Annotated in this window: 21 protein-coding genes; 10 read left to right on the top strand and 11 right to left on the bottom strand. The window is 69.0% G+C overall.

The features are described from left to right. Positions 1–37: 37 nt before the first annotated feature. Positions 38–1,033: a 30S ribosomal protein S2 gene (gene rpsB, locus ACIQ0W_RS02340; RefSeq protein WP_396641261.1), complete on the bottom strand. Its 996-nt coding sequence runs from the start codon at positions 1,031–1,033 to the stop codon at positions 38–40. Positions 1,034–1,338: 305 nt separating this feature from the next. On the opposite strand from rpsB, the gene ACIQ0W_RS02335 reads away from it, so the two are divergent. The 3 genes from ACIQ0W_RS02335 to ACIQ0W_RS02325 all read left to right on the top strand — a co-directional run bounded on the left by ACIQ0W_RS02335 (position 1,339) and on the right by ACIQ0W_RS02325 (position 4,245). After that, positions 1,339–2,577: a hypothetical protein gene (locus tag ACIQ0W_RS02335; protein WP_396641260.1), complete on the top strand. Its 1,239-nt coding sequence runs from the start codon at positions 1,339–1,341 to the stop codon at positions 2,575–2,577. 34 nt (positions 2,578–2,611) lie between these two features. Further along, positions 2,612–3,502, top strand: a complete 891-nt coding sequence (locus ACIQ0W_RS02330) for a glycosyltransferase family 2 protein (protein WP_396641259.1) — start codon at positions 2,612–2,614, stop codon at positions 3,500–3,502. A gap of 137 nt (positions 3,503–3,639) precedes the next feature. After that, positions 3,640–4,245 carry a murein hydrolase activator EnvC family protein gene (locus ACIQ0W_RS02325; protein WP_396641258.1) on the top strand — a complete coding sequence of 202 codons (606 nt, stop codon included), beginning with the start codon at positions 3,640–3,642 and terminating at the stop codon, positions 4,243–4,245. A 32-nt stretch (positions 4,246–4,277) separates the two neighbouring features. Here ACIQ0W_RS02325 and ACIQ0W_RS02320 read toward each other — a convergent pair whose 3' ends face one another. The 9 genes from ACIQ0W_RS02320 to ACIQ0W_RS02280 form a co-directional block, all read right to left on the bottom strand. Next, complete coding sequence (locus ACIQ0W_RS02320) at positions 4,278–5,228, bottom strand: tyrosine recombinase XerC (protein ID WP_396641257.1); 951 nt, start codon at positions 5,226–5,228, stop codon at positions 4,278–4,280. 15 nt (positions 5,229–5,243) lie between these two features. After that, a complete protein-coding gene (gene dprA, locus ACIQ0W_RS02315) occupies positions 5,244–6,509 on the bottom strand; it encodes a DNA-processing protein DprA (protein ID WP_396641256.1) in 1,266 nt (421 codons plus the stop codon). Continuing rightward, on the bottom strand, positions 6,506–8,032 hold the full coding sequence (locus ACIQ0W_RS02310) for a YifB family Mg chelatase-like AAA ATPase (RefSeq protein ID WP_396641255.1): 1,527 nt from the start codon (positions 8,030–8,032) through the stop codon (positions 6,506–6,508). Before ACIQ0W_RS02310 ends, dprA begins: the two co-directional genes overlap by 4 nt. Continuing rightward, positions 8,029–8,391 carry a YraN family protein gene (locus ACIQ0W_RS02305; RefSeq protein WP_396641254.1) on the bottom strand — a complete coding sequence of 121 codons (363 nt, stop codon included), beginning with the start codon at positions 8,389–8,391 and terminating at the stop codon, positions 8,029–8,031. Before ACIQ0W_RS02305 ends, ACIQ0W_RS02310 begins: the two co-directional genes overlap by 4 nt. 126 nt (positions 8,392–8,517) lie before the next feature. Next, positions 8,518–8,844, bottom strand: coding sequence for a DUF2469 family protein (locus ACIQ0W_RS02300; protein ID WP_036296353.1), 327 nt, complete (start codon positions 8,842–8,844; stop codon positions 8,518–8,520). A gap of 61 nt (positions 8,845–8,905) precedes the next feature. After that, positions 8,906–9,562 (bottom strand): ribonuclease HII, encoded by a 657-nt coding sequence (locus tag ACIQ0W_RS02295; protein ID WP_396641253.1) that lies wholly within the window; start codon positions 9,560–9,562, stop codon positions 8,906–8,908. Next, positions 9,559–10,323 carry a signal peptidase I gene (lepB, locus tag ACIQ0W_RS02290; RefSeq protein ID WP_396641252.1) on the bottom strand — a complete coding sequence of 255 codons (765 nt, stop codon included), beginning with the start codon at positions 10,321–10,323 and terminating at the stop codon, positions 9,559–9,561. The genes ACIQ0W_RS02295 and lepB overlap by 4 nt, the downstream gene beginning before the upstream one ends. 166 nt (positions 10,324–10,489) lie before the next feature. Further along, complete coding sequence (gene rplS / locus ACIQ0W_RS02285) at positions 10,490–10,837, bottom strand: 50S ribosomal protein L19 (RefSeq protein WP_396641251.1); 348 nt, start codon at positions 10,835–10,837, stop codon at positions 10,490–10,492. Positions 10,838–11,002: 165 nt separating this feature from the next. Further along, a complete protein-coding gene (locus ACIQ0W_RS02280; RefSeq protein WP_396641250.1) occupies positions 11,003–11,539 on the bottom strand; it encodes an MFS transporter permease in 537 nt (178 codons plus the stop codon). Positions 11,540–11,671: 132 nt separating this feature from the next. Between ACIQ0W_RS02280 and map the strand changes: the two genes are divergently transcribed. After that, on the top strand, positions 11,672–12,454 hold the full coding sequence (map, locus tag ACIQ0W_RS02275; protein WP_396641249.1) for a type I methionyl aminopeptidase: 783 nt from the start codon (positions 11,672–11,674) through the stop codon (positions 12,452–12,454). Here map and pyk read toward each other — a convergent pair. Continuing rightward, positions 12,451–13,908, bottom strand: coding sequence for a pyruvate kinase (pyk, locus tag ACIQ0W_RS02270; protein WP_396641248.1), 1,458 nt, complete (start codon positions 13,906–13,908; stop codon positions 12,451–12,453). The genes map and pyk overlap by 4 nt on opposite strands. A 125-nt stretch (positions 13,909–14,033) precedes the next feature. Here pyk and ACIQ0W_RS02265 point away from each other — a divergent pair, with 125 nt between their 5' ends. From ACIQ0W_RS02265 to ACIQ0W_RS02240, 6 genes are all read left to right on the top strand, one after another. Next, complete coding sequence (locus ACIQ0W_RS02265) at positions 14,034–14,699, top strand: GAP family protein (RefSeq protein WP_304689018.1); 666 nt, start codon at positions 14,034–14,036, stop codon at positions 14,697–14,699. A gap of 292 nt (positions 14,700–14,991) precedes the next feature. Then, positions 14,992–17,568, top strand: coding sequence for a nitrite reductase large subunit NirB (gene nirB / locus ACIQ0W_RS02260; RefSeq protein WP_304689017.1), 2,577 nt, complete (start codon positions 14,992–14,994; stop codon positions 17,566–17,568). Then, the gene (gene nirD / locus ACIQ0W_RS02255; protein ID WP_396641247.1) at positions 17,565–17,996 is read left to right on the top strand and encodes a nitrite reductase small subunit NirD; all 432 of its coding nucleotides are present in this window, start codon (positions 17,565–17,567) and stop codon (positions 17,994–17,996) included. The genes nirB and nirD overlap by 4 nt, the downstream gene beginning before the upstream one ends. After that, positions 17,993–19,225 carry a uroporphyrinogen-III C-methyltransferase gene (cobA, locus tag ACIQ0W_RS02250; RefSeq protein ID WP_304689014.1) on the top strand — a complete coding sequence of 411 codons (1,233 nt, stop codon included), beginning with the start codon at positions 17,993–17,995 and terminating at the stop codon, positions 19,223–19,225. The genes nirD and cobA overlap by 4 nt, the downstream gene beginning before the upstream one ends. Continuing rightward, a complete protein-coding gene (locus tag ACIQ0W_RS02245; RefSeq protein ID WP_396641246.1) occupies positions 19,222–20,364 on the top strand; it encodes a uroporphyrinogen-III synthase in 1,143 nt (380 codons plus the stop codon). Before cobA ends, ACIQ0W_RS02245 begins: the two co-directional genes overlap by 4 nt. Next, on the top strand, positions 20,361–21,098 hold the full coding sequence (locus tag ACIQ0W_RS02240) for a sirohydrochlorin chelatase (RefSeq protein ID WP_304689012.1): 738 nt from the start codon (positions 20,361–20,363) through the stop codon (positions 21,096–21,098). The genes ACIQ0W_RS02245 and ACIQ0W_RS02240 overlap by 4 nt, the downstream gene beginning before the upstream one ends. Positions 21,099–21,145 lie beyond the last annotated feature (47 nt).

The raw sequence follows: 21,145 nt of genomic DNA, 5'->3' as shown, positions 1-21,145 counted from the left end.
CTCGCCGGACGGGATCCCGCCCGGCGAGCCGACGCGCTTATTCGGCGGAGGCCGGCGCGGCTGCGTCTTCGGCGGCCTTCACGTCCGCGGCGTCGAGACCCGCGGCCTCGGCGATCGTCTGGTCGTGAGAGGCGGCGCCTTCGGCGTCAGCGGCGGACTCGGTGGCGGAAGCGCCCTCGATGGCCTGCTCGTCGGCGACGAGTTCGCTGGCGACGGCCTCGGCGGGAGCCTCTTCGGCAACCTTCTCGGTGGTGGCCGAGGACTGCTCGGGAGCAGCCTGCTCGAGGAGCTCGCGCTCCCAGTCGGCGAGGGGCTCGGCCGCTTCGGCTTCACCCGAGGGCTGGTGGCGCTGGATCAGACCCTCGGCGGCGGCGTCGGCGATGATGCGGGTGAGCAGGCCCACCGAGCGGATCGCGTCGTCGTTACCGGGGATCGGGTACTGGAACTCGTCCGGGTCGGCGTTCGTGTCCAGGATGCCGATGACGGGGATGCCGAGTTTCTTGGCCTCGTTGATCGCGAGGTGCTCGCGCTTGGCGTCGATGACCCAGATGGCCGAGGGCGTCTTGGTCAGGTTGCGGATTCCGCCGAGCGACTTGTGCAGCTTGTCGAGCTCGCGCTTCTTGATCAGCAGTTCCTTCTTGGTGAAGCCACTGTTCGCGGGAACCTCGTAGTCGAGCTCTTCGAGCTCCTTCATACGAGCGAGACGCTTGGAGATCGTCTGGAAGTTCGTGAGCAGACCGCCGAGCCAACGCTGGTTGACGTAGGGCTGGCCGACGCGGGTCGCCTGCTCGGCGACGACGCTCTGAGCCTGCTTCTTCGTGCCGACGAACAGCACGGTGCCGCCACGGGCGACCGTCTCCTTGACGAAGTCGTACGCCTTGTCGATGTACGACAGCGACTGCTGCAGATCGATGATGTGGATGCCGCTGCGCTCGGTGAGGATGAAGCGCTTCACCTTCGGGTTCCACCGACGCGTCTGGTGTCCGAAGTGCACGCCCGAATCGAGCAGCTGGCGAATTGTAACGACGGCCATGGCCGACTCCTGTCTTGGCACCACGCGGGTGCCTCTTGCGGTTGTGATTCGTCGCTCCGGTTGGGCGACGGGCCTGGTGCCCGGCACACTCCCACCCGCCGTGAGGCGGGACCGTGGGGAGGGTATGCCACGCGCGATCCTCGGATCGCAGCGCTCTGGGCACGCGAAGTCACCCCGTAAACGAGGTGCTCTGCCAGTGTATCAGTCGGTGACAGCGACATGGTGGCCGTGGGTACCTCGACCTGGCGTACGATTTTGTCGGTGAGCAGCGTGCATAAGTGGTTCTTCGCGACTGACGTAACCCCGTGAACCGATTCCTGCAGTTGCTCGCCTTCCTGGTCATTCCCGGGCTGAGCGCGGCCACGCCCCTGATCGCCATCCCGGCGATCACAGCAACTGCCGGCGCACCCGGGTGGGAAGCGTATGCGCTGGGCCTGTCGATCGGTTCGGCGGGCGGAGTGATCGTCGAGCTGGGCTGGTCGCTCATGGGCCCGCAGCGCGTAGCCGCCGAAGCGCCTGGACGGCGCTGGGTCACGCTCGTCTCTTCTGTGCGTACCCGCCTGATCGCACTCGTCGTCGTCGCGCCGGTCGCGACGGTCGTCGCGATGCTCCTCGCCGGTAACGCGCGGTCCGAGCATGTCGCCACGGCGGGCCTCATGGCTCTCGCCTGCGTTGCCGTCGGCCTGTCCGGGAGCTGGTATTTCGTCGGCACGGGACATCCGCTGCGCATTCTGGCGTCCGAGGCACTGCCGCGAACCCTCCTGATCATCGTCGCTTCCGTTGCGGTCGTCGCCGGCGCGCCGCTCGTAGTCATTCCCGCCAGCTACCTGCTCGCCGCAATCTTCAGCCCCGCCGCGAGCCTGCTCCTCGCCCGGCGCGACCGGGAGTTCGCCGCTCGGTTCACCCTGAGGCAGGACTTCGGGGTCATCAGGGAGCAGTTTGCGGCCGTGGGTGTCCGCTCCATCGCCGCGCTGTACATGGCGCTTCCGATCGCGCTGGTCGGCGCTTTCGCACCCGCAGCTCTCGCGATGTTCGCGGCCGCGGAACGATTGATGAGGATGGGCCTCACCCTGCTCCAGGCCGTCCCCAACGTCTTGCAGAACTGGCTCGGTTCGGCCCGCAGTCGCGACGAGCGGCGCGAGCGGGCTACGCGGTCGATCCTGCTATGCGGCGGACTCGGTATCGTCGCGGGCGCGGTGTTCACTGTCGCGACCCCGGTGGTGACGCCGCTGCTGTTCACCGGAACCGTCTCCGTACCGTGGCATGTGGCAGCCCTCGGCGGTGTCGTCGTCTTCCTCGTATGCGTTTCGCGGGCAACCGGTGGGCTCGCGCTGGTGGCCTATCGGCGCGTCCCGTGGCTGACGCTCTCCACCGCTGTCGCCGCGGTGGTGGGTCTACCCGCAATCTGCCTTCTCGCTGTCGTGGCCGGCGCCCCGGGAGCATTTCTCGGTGAGATCCTCGCCGAGTTGACCGCGATCACCGTCCAGCTGTGGGGGCTGAGGTCGGCGATCAGGGCCGAGCGAACGGAAGACGACCCGTCCTGACCGGTCACTGACTGGGCTGGCGGCTTGCACGTCGGTGAATGGGTCCTACGCTGGATTTCCAGGAGGAATTTTGGAGTGCACTGTCGTCATAGCGACCCTCGGGGGTCCTTGGCTCGTCGATCAGCTCGCGTCCCTCGCTGCGCAGGAGCATGCGCCCCGGGAAGTGATTGTGGTCAACAACGGTACTCCCGGCGCGCTTTCGGTCCGTATCGATGAGTTTCGGGAACGCCTGCCGAATCTGACACTGATCGAGGACAGCACGGTTCGCAGCCCGGGTTACGCACGCAACGTCGGCGCGCGACACAGCAGTTCACCCGGACTTCTGTTTCTCGACGACGACGACGTGGTCTCGCCGAACTACGTCCTCGCGATGGCGGCGGCGCTCGACGAAGCGGACCTGGTATCCCCGCGGATCCGGCTCGACATGCTCAACCCGGCGGATCTCGTCAAGGACTGGCAGGGGCTGCATGAGTCGGGGCCGATGAGTCACTTCGGCTTCCTTCCATGGACTTTCGGTGGTGCACTCGGCGTTCGACGAGAGACGTTCGACAGAGTCGGCGGGTTCGACGACTCGCTGCTCACGACCGAGGACACGGACCTCTGCTGGCGAGCGCAATTGGACGCGGGTGCGACGTTCCGGTACGTCCCAGAGGCGACACTCAACTATCGTCTGCGGCTCGGGGTGCGAGACGCGTTCCGGCAGAGTCGCGGATGGGGCGCCGGACAGGTAGCGCTCTATCGCCGGTACCACGAGCGCGGTTGGCAGGCGTCGGGCCAGCTTCGCGCAGCGCTTCGGTGGGGTCGCAGCCTCCAGTTGCTCGTGACCGCGCGAAATCGAATCGACCTGGTGGTGGCGGCTCGACACCTCGGCGCTCGCGTGGGCCGTCTGGGTGGTAGCGTCCGGCACCGGCGCCTATTCCTCTGATCCCCTGAGACGCCCGCGGCGGCTGGTTCCGCCGGGATTCGGCGCAGTCGCTCCTCCACAATGTTCGGTGGGACCGAATCACCCCGGCCCGGGCAGCGCCCGTCCGATCCCTTCCACCACGCTGGCAGGCTCGGCGGATGGATGAGTCAGCTCGGTCGCGCACGGGGTCGACGATGGTGAGAGTTGCTGGCGCACTTTCCCTACTCGTGACACTGACCTGGGCGACCTATCCGGCGCAGGCTGTGGAGCGCGTCGCACCGGAACACCGTCTTTTCGGGTCTGGATCCATGGTTCCCGCGTCGACGGACAGCACGGGGCCGGACAGCGCCTCAGAGTTTCAGTGGCCGGTACGGGCGCCGGTCCGTGTCTCGCGAGCATTCGTCGCGCCTCCGAACCCGTATGGCGCAGGTCACCGCGGTGTCGACATCGCCGTAGCGGGCGAGCATTCCGTCCGTGCCCCGGCGGGTGGTGTCGTTGCCTTTGCAGGGCGCGTCGCGGACCGCTCCGTGATCACGATCTCGCACGCTGGTGGCATCGTCTCCACGCTCGAACCGGTGGATCCGCTCGTCGGAGCAGGCGACCGGGTTCAACGGGGACAGCTGATCGCGACGCTCGGTTCAGGTGGCCATGCAGAACCCGGGCGACTCCACTGGGGTGCGCGGCTGAACGGCGAGTACATCAATCCGCTCGTGCTGTTGGGTGCGATGCCCCGAGCGGTGCTCCTTCCGTACGGGGGCCGCTGAGCGATCCTCCCGCCGTCCCGCCGGCGCACCCTTCAGGCCCGTGGATGCGCCAGACGATAGGCGGCGCGGAGCCGCTCGCTCGAGACGTGCGTGTAGATCTGGGTCGTGCCAAGACTCGCGTGCCCGAGGATCTCCTGCACCGTCCGCAGGTCGGCGCCGCCGTCGAGCAAATGGGTCGCGGCCGAGTGCCGTAGCGCGTGCGGGCCGACGTGCTCGACGCCGAGCGCCGGTGCTAGCCGGTGTGAGACGACGGCGTAGACGGCGCGCGGCGAGATCCTGCCCCCGCGCGAGCCGAGGAACAGCGCACTGCCGCTCCCCCGTGTCTCGGGGCCTCCCCCCGAGGCCGCGCCGTCGCCCGAGCGTTCCACGAAGAGTTCGGGGCGTCCCCGCGTGAGGTAGGCACCTATCGCGCGTCGCGCGGGAGCACCGAACGGCACGACGCGCTCCTTCGAGCCCTTGCCGAGCACGCGCGCCGTGCCACGATCGAGGTCGAGGTCGCCGACGTCGAGCCCGCACAACTCGGACACGCGGACGCCCGCGCCGTAGAGCAGTTCGAGCATCGCCCGATCTCGCAGCGGGAGCGGGTCGCCGCCCTCGGCGAGGGAGTCGAGCCCGTCGAGCATCTCGGCCACCGCCGGGGCTGTCGCGACGGTCGGCAGCGTCCGTCCGCGCTTCGGGGCGACGAGCCGCAAGCTCGGATCCTGCGTCACGATGCCCATTTCGAGGGTCCACGCGAAGAACGACCGGATGGCCGCGGTTCGGCGTGCAAGGGTCGCTCGCGCGTCACCGCGTTCGCTCGCCTGCCCCTGCCACTCACGGAGCAGTTCGAGGTCTGCCTCGGCGGGCGTTCGCACACCGGTCAGCAGGGCGACCTCGATCAGGTCTCGGAGGTCGGAACGGTACGCACGGGTCGTCGCGGGCGAGAGGCGGCGCACGGTCCTGAGATGCGTTTCGAACGCCTCGGATGCCTCGTGCCAGTCCACGATCCCAGCATGCGCTCATCCCCGCTCCGGTCGCGCGGCGGCGCGCCGCCAGCCGCCGTCCTCTCGCACGACGAGCCCCTCGAGCTCGAACAGGCCGAGTTGCGCCTCCACCTGCGCGGTGACCAGCCCCGCTCGACGCGCGATCTCATCACTCGATCTGCGCGCACGGGCGCCCAGCGCATTGAGCACGCTCGTGTTCGCGTCCATGGACGAATCGGCGCGCCTGGGTTCATTCGTCCGGGTCGTCTCGCCTGCGATAGCCCGTTCGTCTTCCCCATCCGCCGCCGCGCGTCGCGTCGGCTGCGTTTCCCATCCGGTCAACTCGATGATGTCGGCGGCGGACGTCACACAGGTCGCGTCGAACTCCCGCAGCATGCGATGGCAGCCCGCGGAGGTGGCGGAGGTGATCGGACCCGGCACCGCGCCCAGGGGCCGGCCGAGGGCTGCGGCATGCCCCGCCGTGTTGAGCGATCCGCTCCGCCAGCCTGCCTCGACCACGACCGTCGCGTCGGACATCGCGGCGATGACCCTGTTCCGCTCGAGAAACCGCGATTTGGTCGGGGCGCCTCCGGGTGCGACCTCCCCGATCACCGCGCCGTGGTCTGCGATTCGAGCGATCAGCTCGGAGTGCCTCGAGGGGTACGGGCGGTCGACCCCGCCCGCCAGGACGGCGACCGTCGCCCCGCCCATGCCGAGAGCCGCGCGATGCGCGGCACCATCGATCCCAAACGCGGCACCGGACACAACACACACACCGCGGTCGACCAGATCAGCGGCAAGATCGGCCGCAACGAGCTCGCCGTACGCGCTGGATGCTCGCGCCCCCACGAGCGCCACACGCGGACCGCCCGACGACAACGCGACACCAGCGCCGCGCACCCACAGCACCAAGGGGGCGTGCGCACCGAGATCTGTCAGCCCACGCGGCCAGTCGGCATTCTCCGGGGTCACGAGTCGTAGGCGGGCAAACCGGGCCGTCCTGAACATGCCTTCTACGGCGATGTCGTTCAAACGAGGCAACCACCGTTTGAGTCCCGCCGTCAGCGCCAACGAGCGCGGTCCCCTCCGAGCGGACGCCTGGGAGCGGATCTCCCGCAACGCCTCCTCAGCGCCGAGCGCCGCGACCAGGTGGCCCGCGACACCGTCGCCCGGTTCCGAAATGAGACTCCAGATCGCCCGCGCCCAGGCATCCGAAACATCTGCGTCCTTCAGATTGGCGGGAACGATCCCCGCGAGCTGAGCACGCCGGTCCTCCACGCGGTCAGGCAATTCGGGGTTCACGCCTGCACCCCTTTGCGCAGGAACAGGGCCCGCCCGATGTCCTCGAGCGCGGGTCGGTCCCGCCCGCCGAGGTCCGCAAGGGTCCACGCGACGCGGAGCGTACGGTCGTAGCCGCGCAGAGTCAGCGCTCCGCGTTGCAGGGCCGTGTCGAGAGGACGACGCAATTCGGGCGCCAGGGCGACGGGTCCCTGACGCAGCCATGCTCCGGCCGCTTGGGCGTTCGTCTGCCAGGGCGTACCACTCAGTCGTCGCCGGGCGCGGTCCCGGGCGCCGGCTACTCGCTCCCGCGCCACCGCTGTCGTGATCGTGTCGGATTCGGCGACGCCCGGAACCCGCGAGACGCGCATGAGCCCGAATCGGATGTCTACGCGATCCAGCAGCGGGCCGGAAAGGCGTCCGACATACCGACGGATCGCCTGAGGCGGGCACGTGCAGGAGCCGCCGGGAACGCCGTGATTTCCGCACGGGCAGGGGTTGGTCGCCAGCACCAGCTGAAACCGCGCGGGGAACGTGGCGGACACCCCGGAGCGGTGAATCGTGATCTCCCCCTTCTCGAGCGGCAGACGCAACGCATCCAGAACGGATGCCGGGAATTCGCCCGCTTCGTCCAGGAAGAGGACTCCGCCCGAAGCGCGCGCGATCGCCCCGGGGCGGACGAGTCGGCTCCCGCCGCCCACCAGCGCAGCCATCGAGGCACTGTGGTGCGGCGCTTCAAGGGGAGGTGTGCGGCTGAGCGCATCGACGGCCTCTCCGGAAAGCGATCGCAACGCCGCGGCCTCGAGAGCCTCATCGTCGGCGAGGGGAGGAAGGATGCCCGGCAGGCGCTCGGCGATCATCGTCTTGCCGGCGCCCGGCGGACCCGACATCAAGAGATGGTGGCCACCGGCCGCGGCAGCGATCACAGCCTCGACCGCCTCGCGTTGGCCGACCACCTCGGCGAGCTCAGGCGGACGATTCAGCGCGTCCGGCATCGCCGTGCGTGGCACCGGCTCGAGATCCAACTCGGGGGCCTCGACCCCGTGCAGTCGAACCACGTCGGCGAGCGAGACCGCCCCGAGCACCTCGACACCGTCGATCAGCCGCGCCTCGTCGGCGTTCGCATGGGGCACGACCACACGCCGGATGCCCGCCCGCGCCGCCGCCAGCACCGCCGGCAGAATCCCGGGAACGGGACGCAGACGACCGTCGAGCCCCAGCTCACCGAGATGCACCGTCTCGGCTAGTGACGAAGCATCGAACCCGCCAGCGGTGGCCAGCGCGGCGACCGCGATCGCAACGTCGAAACCGGATCCGTGTTTGGGAAGGCTGGCGGGCGACAGGTTCACCGTCAGCCGGCGGGCGGGCAGGGGCATCCCGCAATTGGCCGTGGCGTTTCGAACCCGCAACTGCGCCTCACCGAGCGCCTTGTCGGGTAATCCGATGAGGCGGAACTCAGGTAGCTGGCTGGACAGGTCCGCCTCGACCTCGACGAGCGAACCGTCGATTCCGCTCAGGGCCACGCACCACGTGCGCGCGATGGTCATCGGAGCGCCTCGAGGTGCTCCAGCGTTCCCGTCGCGGGATCGTCGCCGACGATGCCGATCGCGTCGATCCGGATGCTACGTTCCCACCCGGAACCCGGGTGGGCGATGATCCACGCGATCGCGAGGCGATGCAGGCGCGCGAACTTCTCCGGCGTGATCGCCTCGAACGGATGCCCGTAGCCCGTGCCACGACGCGTCTTGACCTCGATGAAGACGAGATCATCGCCCTGGCGCGCGACGATGTCGAGCTCGCCCTGATCACAGCGCCAATTGCGGTCAAGCACGGTGTAGCCGAGGCGCTCCAGATACTCGGCAGCCCGCTGCTCTCCCGCTCGCCCGCGCTCGTCTTTCTGCGCCATCGGCCGCCCTCCCGCCCGACCGACGGTCGATGCGGGTCAACCCTCGCAGCGCGCAGACCGCCAGTAGGGCGCCGACGGCCAATCCGGGGAACACCCGGGATTCACGTCGATGTGGAGGGCTGAGCGCTACTCCCCGTCGAGCGAGAGCTCCTGAGGCAACTCGAAGTCACGACGCGAAAGCTCCTCGACGTTGACGTCCTTGAACGTCAGCACGCGCACCGATTTCACAAAGCGGTCGGCGCGGTAGATGTCCCACACCCACACGTCGTTCATCGTGATCTCGAAGTAGAAGTCGTGCTCGGTGTCGCGGCGGACGACATTGACCTCGTTCGCCAAGTAGAAGCGACGCTCGGTCTCGATCACGTACTGGAACTGCGAAACGACGTCGCGATACTCGCGAAAGAGAGCAAGCTCGAGTTCGCGGTCATAGTCCTCGAAGACATCGTCATCCATGATGCTTCCATCCTAGTTACCCGCTCTGCCCCGAACAGGCCGCACGGGCTCCGTATCAGAGTCAGAAAAGTGTGGCGGGCGCAATCGCCCACGACGCCCGGTGGTGCGGGCTCAGCCCGTGTTCGTCGATCGCGAGCCGGTGCTCGGCGCTCGCATAGCCCTTGTTTCGCGCCCACTGATACGCGGGCAGATCGTCGTGCAGCCCCGTCATCACGGCGTCACGCGCGACCTTCGCGATGACGGATGCGGCGGCCGCACTCGCGCAGTCTCGGTCGGCCTTGATGACGGGTTGCACCGTCAGGCCCGTCGCCCCCGCCGCCGTGATGTAGTCGTAGTTGCCGTCGAGGATGACGATCCCCTCTTCGAGCGCAATGCCGTGGGCACGCAGATCGGCGAGGGCACGGATGGCCGCCAGCCCGAGGGCACGCATGATCCCGACCTCGTCGACCTCTGCCGCGGAGGCCCACCCGACCCCGCTCGCACGCACCCAATCGGCCGCCCGAGCTGCCACATCCGCTCTGCGCGCCTCGGGAACCAGTTTCGAGTCGCGCAGACCCTGCGGGACCCGCTTACGTGCGCGTCCAGCGTCGACCGCCGTCGCTCCCACGGCTACCGGGCCGGCGAGAGCTCCGCGCCCGACCTCGTCGCATGCGATCACGATCGGCCGTTCGCGCAGCAGCCGACGCTCGAGCGTCAGACGCGGCTCGATGACGGTCATCGCGCGAGAGCCCCCGCGGCACCCTCGGGTTCTGGCACGCCCGCGAACACCCCGTGGTGGAAGTCGATCGTGCCGAACCGCGAGAAGGGGAAGGTGACGAGGAAGGCGCGTCCCACGACGTTATCGAGCGGGACGAAACCCTTCCCGGGTTGATCCTGGTTGTAGCGCGAGTCCTTCGAGCGGTACCGGTTATCGCCGAGCACCCACAGGCTGTTCGCGGGCACGACGACGTCGAACGCGTCGGCGGATGCGGCGGTCTCACCCGGGGGCAGGGACAGGTACGAGGACTCATCGACCGGCACACCGTTGACCGTGATCTGGCCGAGCGCATTGCAGCACTGGACGTGATCTCCCGGAAGACCGATGACCCGCTTGATCAGGTGATCCTCGCTATCGGGAGCGGCCAGTCCCACCAGCGAGAGGACCCACTCCCATGCCTCCACGACCGGCGCACGCTCGGGCTGGGTCGAGGGCGGCAGCCACCCGCCCGGGTCGCGGAACACGACGACATCGCCGCGTTCGTAGCCGCCGAAACGCGGCGTGATCTCGTCGACCAGGATGCGGTCATTCACCAGAAGCGTGTTCTCCATCGACCCGGAGGGGATGTAGAACGAGCGCACCAGAAAAGTCTTGACGAGGAACGAGACGAGGACCGCCACGAGGACGATCACGAGGATGTCGCGCAGCAGCGCCAACGCGCCGCGGCGACGGCTGCGCGCTCGCGACGGAGTCTCAGGGGTATCTGTTGCGGGGCTGCTCACGGTCTCGTCCTTCACGGCTCGCAAGTATCGTGCGCCCGTTCATCAAGCGTCGCACATCCCGACCTATGCAGACGCCGGGCACGCACACATCCGAAGATCGATCGGGGGCTCGGAAAACGACGAGACCCCGTGGCGTAGGCCACGGGGTCTCGTCGGATAAGGCGACTCAGTTGTCGCGCTTCTCCTTGATCTTCGCCTTCTTGCCGCGGAGGTTCCGCATGTAGTAGAGCTTCGCGCGACGGACGTCACCGCGGGTGACGACCTCGATGTGGTCGATCACCGGGCTGTGCACCGGGAAGGTACGCTCCACGCCGACCTGGAAGCTGATCTTGCGGACCGTGAAGGTCTCGCGCACGCCATCGCCCGAGCGACCGAGCACGAAGCCCTGGAAGACCTGGATACGCGAGCGCGTGCCTTCGGTGATGTTGACGTGCACCTTGACGGTGTCGCCGGGTCCGAACTCGGGAATGTCTGTGCGCAGCGATGCTGCATCAACGGCGTCGAGGATCCGCATGATCTATCTCTCTGCGTCCGCCACGGGTCGGGCGCGGGTGAAAGTGTGAAAAGGATGGATGTCGTGCGATGCGGGATCAGTTCGATCCTTGGACTCCCCTGTGGCAGAGCCGGTCGCGGCACAAACGCCTATTCTGCCACGAATGACCGGGGCCACCAAACCGCGTCAGTGCGAGACGCGACCATCTCCGGGCTGGGAGGTCTCGGAGAGGACGATCACGTCGCCGTCGAGGCTGTGCGACTCGCGCGCCGCGCGCACACCGTCGAATGTGTTGTCCTCCGAGGTGGCCCCGCCGGATGCGGTCGAGTAGCGCAACACGATTCGGCCTGTTCCCGAGCGCGCTTCGCTCCACAGCTGCCAGAGGCTCAACCAGAAAAGCGCCACGGCCACGACGATCGCGCCCACGAGGAGCGCGGCGAACCATGACCCGAAGAAGCCGACCGCGACCGTGAGTGCATGCCAGAGCGCGAAACCCGCGACATCCCACCACGAAACGGCCCGTTGGGCCCGCACGGTCGGACGAGCGCGGACCAGAAGCGTCAGGAGCAGCTGGCCGAGGAAGACGGACGGAACGGCGATGAAGAGGACCCAGAGGAAAGCCCCCGCGCCGCCCTGGAAAACGCCCCAGCCGACCAGCAGCCAAATGGGCAGCAAAAATGCGGCTGGGATCAGCCAGTGGAAGAAAGCACGCCGCAGCCACATGTGAACGATGGTACGCCTCGACGGGTCGCCAGAGGGCGCCATGGCGACTGCGCTGGGCAACCTCCCAGCGCCACCGGGAAGATACGTCGCGTGAGTCAGCCACAATGGAAAGGAAGGCAGGAGAGGAACACAATGATCGAACTGCGCACACCCGCCGAGATCGAAGCGATGCGTCCCGTCGGGCGTTTCGTCGCCGAAACGTTGGCGACGCTGCGCGACGAGACGACGGTCGGTACCAACCTGCTCGCGATCGACCGGCGCGCGCACGACCTGATCCGGCGTGCCGGAGCCGAGTCCTGCTACATCGACTACCACCCCTCGTTCGGCGCGAGTCCCTTCGGCAAGGTGATCTGCACGTCGATCAACGATGCCGTGCTGCACGGACTCCCCCACGATTACGTCCTTCGCGACGGCGACCTGGTATCGCTGGATTTCGCGGTGGCGGTCGATGGCTGGGTCGCGGACTCGGCGGTGTCGTTCGTCGTCGGCACACCGCGGGACGAGGACCTGCGCCTGATCGACACGGCTGAGCGCGCCCTGGATGCTGCAATCGCGAGCGCGACCGTCGGCCACAAGATCGGTGATATCTCCGCTGCCATCGCCGGTGTCGCGCACGGCGAGGGCTACTCGATCAATACGGACTTCGGTGGCCACGGCGTCGGGCGCATCATGCACGGCGACCCGCACATCCCGAACGACGGCAAGGCCGGTCGCGGCTACCCGCTGCGCGCGGGCCTGGTGGTGGCGCTGGAGCCCTGGTTCTTGCAGACGACCGACGAGCTGATCACGGATCCGGATGGTTGGACGCTCCGCAGCGCGGATGGTTCGCGCGGCGCTCATGCCGAGCACACCATCGCGATCACCGCGGACGGACCGATCGTGCTGACCGACCGGTCGTTCCTCGGCGTGCGCTAACTTCGGGCGCGTCCCGCCAGCTCGCTCGCGATATCGGCACCTACTCCGTCGCCGACGCGGTGCACCCGCACGTTGTTCGTCGAGCCGGGAACCCCCGGAGGGGCACCGGCCGTGACGATCACCCGGTCCCCCGGCACCGCACGTCCCGTCTGTAACAGGACCTCGTCGACGAGCCGCATCAGCTCATCCGTCGTCGGAACCCGCGGCACGAGGAACGTCTCGACGCCCCACGACAGCGCGAGGCGCGACCGCGTGGTCGCGAGATCGGTGAAGGCCAGGGTCGGCAGACGGAAGCGCAGCCGAGCCATCCGCCTCGCCGAATCCCCCGACTGGCTGAAGACGCAGACGTACTTCGCGTCGACGAAGTCCGCGATGCTCGCCGCCGCCAGGGTCAGGGCTCCACCCTGCGTGCGGGGCCGGGTCCCGAGGGGGACGATGCGGTCGAGGCCCTGCTCCTCGGTCGAGGCGATGATGCGCGCCATCGTCTCGACCACGGTGATCGGGTGAGCCCCGACCCCCGTCTCGCCCGAGAGCATCACGGCATCCGCGCCATCCAGGATCGCGTTCGCGACATCGGATGTCTCGGCACGCGTGGGCACCGCGTTCTCGATCATCGACTCGAGCATCTGCGTCGCGACGATCACCGGCTTCGCCCAGCGCCGCGCATCCTCGACCGCGCGCTTCTGCACGATCGGGACCTGCTCGAGCGGCAGCTCGACACCGAGGTCGCCGCGCGCGACCATCACGCCGTCGAACGCGTCGACGATCTCGTGCAGCACGGCGACGGCCTCGGGCTTCTCGATCTTCGCGATGACGGGCACGAACCGGCCCTCTTCTGCCATCACGCGACGAACGGGATGCGCGTCCTTGGCTGAACGCACGAACGACAGCGCGATCATGTCGGCGCCGAGCGCCAGCGCCCAGCGCAGATCGGCCTCATCCTTCTCGCTGAGCGCCGGAACCTTCACGTCGACCCCGGGTAAGTTCAGGCCCTTGTTGTTCGAGACCGCTCCCCCGACCACCACCTCGGTCCGGACGCTCACGCCGTCGGTCTCGAGCACCCGTAGCCGCACTTTGCCGTCATCGATCAAGATCGAATCGCCGACCTTCACGTCCCGGGCGAGAGGCGCGAATGTCGTGCCCACGATCTCGCGGGTACCCACGACATCCTCCGTCGTGATCGTGAAGATGTCACCGGCCCCGAGCACGTGGGGTCCATCCGCAAACCGTCCGAGGCGGATCTTCGGACCCTGCAGATCGACCAGGATCCCGACCGCTCGGCCCGTGCTGTCCGCCGCACGACGTACGTTCGCGTACGTCTGTTCGTGTTGCTCATATGCGCCATGGCTGAGATTCAGCCGGGCAACGTCCATCCCCGCTCGCACGAGCCCCTCGATCACCTCATAGGACGACGAGGCAGGCCCCAGGGTGGCAACGATCTTCGCGCGGCGCATACGTGTCCCTTCGCGCCCGGACATCGGGCCCCGGTCGATTCTTGCGCGAGGAGCGTCGCGACAGATGAACGGCGCGTAACGAACTATGTCGGCACCGCCTGCACGTGCTCTGCCAGGATCGGCATATGAACGAGGTCATCGGCGACATCCTGCCTCTCGCGGTCGCCGCGGGGCTCAGCCCGATTCCCCTGATCGCCGTCGTCCTCATCATGATGTCTCCGCGCCCACGCGCGAGCGGATCGGCCTTCGCCGCGGGGTGGATCCTCGGGTGCGGGCTCGTCGTCGCGATCGGTGCTTTCGCGGCGGGTTTTCTGAGAAGCGCGGATGCCGAGGGCACAACGGCGATCGCCTCGTGGGCGCGCCTCGTCTTCGGCATCGTCCTGCTGCTCATGGCCGTGCGAAAGTTCGTCAAGAATCGCCGAGCGGAGCCTGAGCTCCCCGCTTGGATGTCGGGTTTGATGTCCGCCTCGCCCGCGCGCGCCGTGGGGCTCGGCCTGCTCCTCTCGGCGGCGAACCCGAAGAACGCCCTGCTCGGTGTCGCGGCCGGTATCTCGATCGGCGCCGCGGGACTGATCGGCGGCCCGGCCGTGGCGGCGGGCCTCGTCTACGTGGTTCTCGCCGCGGCGGCGGTCCTCGCCATTGTTCTCGCGTCGACCGTCGCACCAAAGCGCATGGCGGCGGTGCTGGTCCGCCTGCGCGACTGGCTCACACTCCACAACTCCGCGATCATGACGCTGCTCCTGGTCGTGTTCGGGTTCCTCCTCATCGGGAGAGGCATCGAAGGGCTCTGATCGGCACCAGTCCGACATCGTTCGCACGGTCACCCACATCGATCTCACAATCCGCGTGCACCGCGAGTGAGCGAAACGTTCGCTGCGGGTAATCGAAGCCCGCGACGGGTCGAAACACCGCGCCTTTAGCCTCGACGGACAGCCGCACCCGCCGACCGCAGGAGACGTCATGACCCAGGACGCAGAACGCCCGGCCAGCGATCGGACGCCATCCGCCCGGTTGTCGCATACTGTCGACGCCACGAAACACTCCGCTGATGACGCGGCAACATCACCGACGTACCGTGACGACATGAGCAACGCGACGACGGGTCAACACGTCGTCGTCGTGGGTGCGGGGATGGTGGCGCACCGATTCGTCGAGAGTCTCTTGAGCCGAGCCGGCGCCGAGTGGCGCGTGACGGTCGTCGGCGACGAGGGACGGCATCCGTATGACCGGGTCGGGCTGACGGGGTACTTCTCTGGAGCGGACGCGGATGCCCTGAGCCTGGAACGATCGGTGCTCGCCGATGAACGCGTCCGGTTCGTCGCGGGCGACAGGGTGGCGCGCATCGATCTCGAGAGGGCGAACGTCACCGCCGCCAGCGGCGAGGACATCGGCTGGGACCGTCTGGTGCTCGCTACCGGTTCGTTCGCCGCGCGCCCCGCCGTCGACGGTGGCGAGACCGAGGGATGCTTCGTGTACCGGACCCTCGACGACGTCTCAGGGCTACGCGCCTTCGTGGAGCGTCGCAGCGCCGAACTCGGCCGCGCGCTCACCGGCACGGTGATCGGCGGTGGGCTGCTCGGTCTCGAGGCCGCCGGCGCCCTGCAGGAACTCGGCGTCGAGTGCACCGTTGTGCAGTCCTCGGACCGCTTGATGTCGGCCCAGCTCGACCTCAGCGGTGGCAACGCCCTGCGCCGACTCATCGAGGCCCGCGGCATCCGGGTCCGAACCGATTCCCTCACGATGCGGATCGACAGCGGTTCCGACGGCCACGTGAACGCGATCGCGTTCCGCGACGGCACCGGCGAGAGCACCGACGTCGTGATCTTCACCGTCGGTGTGCGCCCGCGCGACGAGCTGGCGCACGCGGCCGGCCTGCAGGTGCACGAGCGCGGCGGCGTAGTGATCGACGACGGATGCGCGACCAGCGACCCGCGTATCCTCGCGATCGGCGAGGTCGCCAACTACGACGGCGCGTGCGTCGGCCTGGTCGCCCCCGGCTACGCGATGGCGGAGGTCGCCGCGAGCCGACTGCTCGGCGGCGAAGCATCCTTCCCCGGCTACGACCTGTCGACCAAGTTGAAGCTGAGCGGGGTGGATGTCGCGAGCTTCGGCGACGCGTTCGCCACGACGCCCGGTGCCCTCGATGTCGTCTACGCCGATCCCATCACCGGTGTCTACAAGAAGCTCGTGCTGTCGGACGACGCGAAGACCCTGCTCGGCGGCATCCTCGTCGGTGACGCGTCGGCCTATGGCTCGCTTCGTCCCCTCGTCGGTGGCCCGCTCGGCGGCGACCCCGCCGCGTACCTGATGCCGGCCGACGGGGTCGCCGCGCCGACGGCCGAGCTGCCGGACGGCGCGCTCGTGTGCTCGTGCAACAGCGTCACGGCAGGCGCCATCCGTCACGCCGTCGGCGAAGAGGGATGCCAGGATGTTGCCGCCGTCAAGGCCTGCACCAAGGCGGGAGCCGCGTGCGGATCGTGCGTCTCGATGATCAAGAAGATCGTCGGCGCCGAGCTGATCAAGACGGGCGCAACACTCAGCACCGCCCTGTGCGAGCACTTCGAGCTGTCGCGGCGGCAGCTGTTCGACGCCGTACGGGTCTCGGGGCTTCGCACGTTCAGCGCCGTCATCGAGCGCTTCGGGTCGGGACGCGGATGCGACATCTGCAAGCCGGCACTCGCGAGCATCCTGTCGACCCTCGTCGGAGCGCACGTCCTCGACGGCGAGAACGCGACGCTGCAGGACACCAACGACCACGTCATGGCCAACCTGCAGAAGGACGGCAGCTACTCGGTCGTTCCCCGTATCCCCGGCGGCGAGATCACGCCCGAAGGCCTTCTCGTGATCGGCCAGGTCGCCCAGGACTTCGGCCTCTACACGAAGATCACCGGCGGGCAACGCATAGATATGTTCGGGGCACGGCTCGAGCAGCTCCCCGACATCTGGCGGCGTCTCGTCGACGCGGGTTTCGAATCGGGTCACGCGTACGGCAAGTCGCTGCGCACGGTCAAGTCGTGCGTCGGATCCACCTGGTGCCGATACGGCGTCCAGGATGCCGTCGGGATGGCCGTGCACCTCGAACTGCGCTATCGCGGGCTGCGTTCCCCCCACAAGATCAAGCTCGGTGTGTCGGGCTGCGCGCGCGAGTGTGCCGAGGCCCGCGGTAAGGACGTGGGGGTGATCGCGACCGAGGCCGGGTGGAACATGTACGTGGGTGGCAACGGGGGCTTCACGCCGCGGCACGCCGTGCTGTTCGCCGAGGGGCTCAGCGACGACGAGCTGCTCACCGCGATCGACCGGTTCTTGATGTACTACATCTTCACGGCCGACCGTCTGCAGAGAACCGCGCCGTGGTTCCAGGACCTCGAGGGCGGAATCGACGAGCTCCGTCGCGTGATCTTCGATGACAGCCTGGGCATCTGCGCTGACCTGGATGCGGCGATGGCCGCCCACGTCGCGAACTACGCGGACGAGTGGAAAGCCACGCTCGAAGATCCCGAGAAGCTCAGCCGCTTCGCGTCGTTCGTGAATGCGCCGACCACCCCGGATCCGTCCCTCGCCTACACCGTGGAACGCCGACAGCCGCGGCCCGCGACGGCCGAAGAGAAGGATGGCGGGCGCGTGCTGATCGCCGGAACGACGCTGGAGGTGCGCCGATGACCATCGGCGAAACCGGGATCACCCCAGCCCGGACGACCGAGTTCAGCGGGGCCGATGTCCCATCGACCGAGCCCGGCTCCCCCGAGACGACGTGGGTCCGGATCTGCCCGCTCGACGCGCTGGAGACCGAACGCGGTCGAGCGGCCCTCGTCGACGGCGTCCAATTCGCCCTGTTCCTCACCCACGAGGGTCGCGTGTATGCCGTGTCGAACCGCGACCCGTACAGCGGCGCCCACGTCATGTCGCGCGGCATCGTCGGCACCCGCCAGGGAGCACCGACCGTGGCCTCGCCGATGTACAAGCAGGTCTTCGACCTCCGCACCGGCGTCTGCCTCGACACGCAGGGCAAGGAGCCGGCGTCGCTACAGGTCTGGCCCGCCGCCGTTCGTGACGGCGATGTCTTCATCCGTCTGGAGGGAAACGCATGACCACGATGCTCGGTGTCTCGTTGGCCGGACGCGATGTGCTGATGGTGGGCGGGGGCGCGGTGACCGCCCGGCGCCTGCGTCGTCTTCTCGAGGACGGAGCACGCGTGCGGATCGTCGCGCCCGAGCTGTGCGAGGACGTGCGGGCGCTGGTGGACGAGCACGGACTCTCGTGGACGTCCCGGCGTGCAAAAGTCGCCGACATCGGCGAGGCTTGGCTCGTGCACACCGCGACGGGAGACCCGAGAGCGGATGCGGACCTGGCCGCGGCGTGCGAGAGTCGCCGCGTGCTGTGCGTCAACGCATCCGACGGCGCGCACGGGACGGCCCGCCTCACCGCCGAAACACGGTCCGGGGACGTCGTCGTCGGAGTCGTCTCGGATGCCGGCGTGGACCCCCGCCGTGCCGCGCAACTGCGCGACGCGATCGGCGTGCAGTTGCGCGAGGGTCGCCTCCCGCTCCGTCGTCGGCGCGCGGGCGCGGCCGGTCGCGTCGATCTCATCGGTGGCGGACCCGGCCCCGCGGACCTGATGACGGTCCGCGGCCGCCGCCTGCTGGCGGAAGCGGATGTCGTCGTGGCCGACCGCCTCGGTCCCACGGATGTCCTCTCCGAACTCGACCCCGAGGTCGAGATCTTCGACGTCGGAAAGCAGCCGGGCCACCATCCGGTGCCACAGCACGAGATCAATGCGCTGCTCGTGACGCACGCGCTCGCGGGCAAGCGCGTCGTACGCCTCAAGGGCGGCGACCCGTTCGTCTACGGTCGAGGCGGCGAAGAGGTCACGGCGTGCCTCGCGGCCGGCGTCCCCGTCGAGGTGGTTCCGGGGCTCACCAGCATCGTCTCGGTTCCGGCGGCAGCCGGCATCCCGGTCACGCATCGCGGCACGGCCGCGTCGGTGCACGTCGTGAACGGGCAGGCCGAGATCAGCTCGGCGACCCTCGCGGCGATCGGGGACGCCGCCGTCACGACGGTGGTGCTGATGGGCGTCGCCGCCCTGCCCCGGCTCGTCACTGCGGCCCTCGAGGCGGGCGCCCCGGCAGACCGCCCGATCGCGATCATCGAGAGCGGTCACACCCCGCGCCAGCGTACGACGCGCACCACGCTCGGGAGCGCCGTCGAGGATGCCGCGGCCGCCGGAGTCCAGAACCCCGCCGTCATCGTGATCGGCCGGGTCGCCGACGCGAACCTGTTGCTGCCCGAACACGTGCTGGCGGGTGACGCACGCCGGTGACCGAACGCCCCACGCTGTCCGCCGCGCTCGCCGGTTGCACGATCGTCATCGCCGTCGATCGTCGCTCCGGCGAACTCGCGGCGGCCCTGGAGCGGCACGGCGCGACCGTTCGTCACGCGCCGGCACTGACGATCGTGCCGCACATCGACGACGAAGCACTCATCGCCCGCACCCGGGAACTCGTCGAGAGCCCACCCGACATCGTGGTCGTCACGACGGGCGTCGGGTTCCGCGGATGGATGGAGGCCGCCGACGAGGCCGGCTTGCTCGACGCGCTCCAGCCCGCACTCGCCGGCGCGCAGATCGTCGCGCGCGGGCCCAAGGCACGCGGGGCGATCCAGCAGGCCGGATTCACCGCGGACTGGGTGGCCGAGTCCGAGACCTCGACGGAACTCGGCGAATTCTTGCTCGCCGAGGGCGTGGCCGGCAAGCGGATCGCGGTTCAACACCACGGATCGGGCGCGGACGGCCTCGATGAGCTCTTCGGCGAACACGGCGCGGATGTCGTGAGCCTGACCATGTACCGGTGGGGGCCGCCACCCGACCCCGAGGTCGTCCGGCGGTCGGTGATCGCGACGAGTGTGGGCGAGGTCGACGCGGTGCTCTTCACCTCGGCGCCGGGAGCGCAGGAGTGGGTGGCGGCCGCGCGGCGTGCGGACGTTCTTGATGACATCCGGGAGCGAGTCGGGCGCGGCCGCGTGCTCGTGGCGGCCGTCGGGCCGATCACCGCGGGACCGCTCGAGGCCGCCTTCCTCGATCCGCTCGTCGCGGAACGCGGCCGCCTCGGCTCACTCGTCCGCGCTGTCGTGACGCACTTCGGCGGTGGTCACTCAGTCGGGCTGGACACCGTCGCCGGCCGCCTCGAGATCCGTAGCACGGGCGCCGTGCTGGGCGGACGCCTGATCCCGCTCTCCCGCGCTGGCATCGCCATCCTCGCGGCGCTTTTTGATGCGAGAGGCGGGGTGGTCTCTCGGACGAGCCTGCAGGGCGCGCTGCCCCGCTCGGGCGACAACACCCATGCCGTCGAGATGGCCGTCGCGCGCGTTCGCGAGTCTCTCGCGCAACCGGACCTGATCAAAACCGTCGTGAAGCGCGGCTACCGCCTCAACACGATCGAAAGCGTGGAGGAGCGACCATGACCCCCACCCTCATCGCCTGCTCGCACGGCACCCGATCCATCGAGGGGCGAGCCGCGATCTCCGCACAGCTCGACCAGGTCCGCGCCCTGCTGCCGGACGTGCGCGTCGAAGAGGCGTTCGTCGACGTCCAGGAGCCCGCGATCGACGACGTCGTGGCGCGAGTTATCTCGGACGGGACCGCCGAGAGGACAGGTGACCGCGCCGCTGTGGTGGTGCCCGTCCTCCTCTCGGCCGGGTTCCACACGCGGGTGGACATCGCGCGTGCCGTCGCCGCACATCCGGGTCGCGCGATCCCCGCGCCCGCCCTCGGACCCCACGACCTGCTCGCGCTCGTCCTGGAGTCCCGTCTCGCCGAAGCCGCGCTGCAGGGCGGTGACGCGGTCGTCCTCGCGGCGGCCGGCTCGAGCGACCCCGCCGCCGCGGTGGCCGTGTCTCGCATGGCGGCGCTCCTGCAGCGCTGCATCCTGACACCCGTCACGGTCGGGTTCGCGGCGGGGGCGGAACCGCGCATCCCCGCTGCGATCGCGGCAGCCCGCGCGGCGGGAGCGGAACGGGTTATCGCGGCGAGCTACGTCCTCGCGCCCGGCCACTTCCACGACGTGATCGGGCGGACGGGCGCGGATGTCGTGACCGCTCCGCTTGCGCCGGATGTGCGCATCGCCGCTCTGATCGTCGAGCGCTACCGCGCCGCGGCCGAGCAGCTGCGGGCCGACAGCGTCGCGACCGTCGGCTGAACGAGGCGGCTCAGGCGCGCGGCTCGCGCCGGCGACTCGGACTGGCA

Origin of the sequence: Microbacterium sp. (assembly GCF_044340635.1) — a bacterium.
Lineage (GTDB): Bacteria > Actinomycetota > Actinomycetes > Actinomycetales > Microbacteriaceae > Microbacterium.
This window is presented reverse-complemented; position numbering and strand designations above follow the sequence as displayed.

What these genes read in the sequence shown, in the direction of transcription:
- ACIQ0W_RS02325 (WP_396641258.1), top strand. Translation starts at nt 3,640, where the DNA reads ATGGATGAGTCAGCTCGGTCGCGCACGGGGTCGACGATGGTGAGAGTT.
- nirD (WP_396641247.1), top strand. Translation starts at nt 17,565, where the DNA reads ATGACCATCGGCGAAACCGGGATCACCCCAGCCCGGACGACCGAGTTC.
- ACIQ0W_RS02240 (WP_304689012.1), top strand. Translation starts at nt 20,361, where the DNA reads ATGACCCCCACCCTCATCGCCTGCTCGCACGGCACCCGATCCATCGAG.
- ACIQ0W_RS02295 (WP_396641253.1), bottom strand. Translation starts at nt 9,562, where the DNA reads ATGACCGTCATCGAGCCGCGTCTGACGCTCGAGCGTCGGCTGCTGCGC.
- ACIQ0W_RS02305 (WP_396641254.1), bottom strand. Translation starts at nt 8,391, where the DNA reads ATGGCGCAGAAAGACGAGCGCGGGCGAGCGGGAGAGCAGCGGGCTGCC.
- ACIQ0W_RS02265 (WP_304689018.1), top strand. Translation starts at nt 14,034, where the DNA reads ATGAACGAGGTCATCGGCGACATCCTGCCTCTCGCGGTCGCCGCGGGG.
- rplS (WP_396641251.1), bottom strand. Translation starts at nt 10,837, where the DNA reads ATGCGGATCCTCGACGCCGTTGATGCAGCATCGCTGCGCACAGACATT.
- nirB (WP_304689017.1), top strand. Translation starts at nt 14,992, where the DNA reads ATGAGCAACGCGACGACGGGTCAACACGTCGTCGTCGTGGGTGCGGGG.
- cobA (WP_304689014.1), top strand. Translation starts at nt 17,993, where the DNA reads ATGACCACGATGCTCGGTGTCTCGTTGGCCGGACGCGATGTGCTGATG.
- ACIQ0W_RS02300 (WP_036296353.1), bottom strand. Translation starts at nt 8,844, where the DNA reads ATGGATGACGATGTCTTCGAGGACTATGACCGCGAACTCGAGCTTGCT.
- ACIQ0W_RS02280 (WP_396641250.1), bottom strand. Translation starts at nt 11,539, where the DNA reads ATGTGGCTGCGGCGTGCTTTCTTCCACTGGCTGATCCCAGCCGCATTT.
- pyk (WP_396641248.1), bottom strand. Translation starts at nt 13,908, where the DNA reads ATGCGCCGCGCGAAGATCGTTGCCACCCTGGGGCCTGCCTCGTCGTCC.
- rpsB (WP_396641261.1), bottom strand. Translation starts at nt 1,033, where the DNA reads ATGGCCGTCGTTACAATTCGCCAGCTGCTCGATTCGGGCGTGCACTTC.
- map (WP_396641249.1), top strand. Translation starts at nt 11,672, where the DNA reads ATGATCGAACTGCGCACACCCGCCGAGATCGAAGCGATGCGTCCCGTC.
- ACIQ0W_RS02310 (WP_396641255.1), bottom strand. Translation starts at nt 8,032, where the DNA reads ATGACCATCGCGCGCACGTGGTGCGTGGCCCTGAGCGGAATCGACGGT.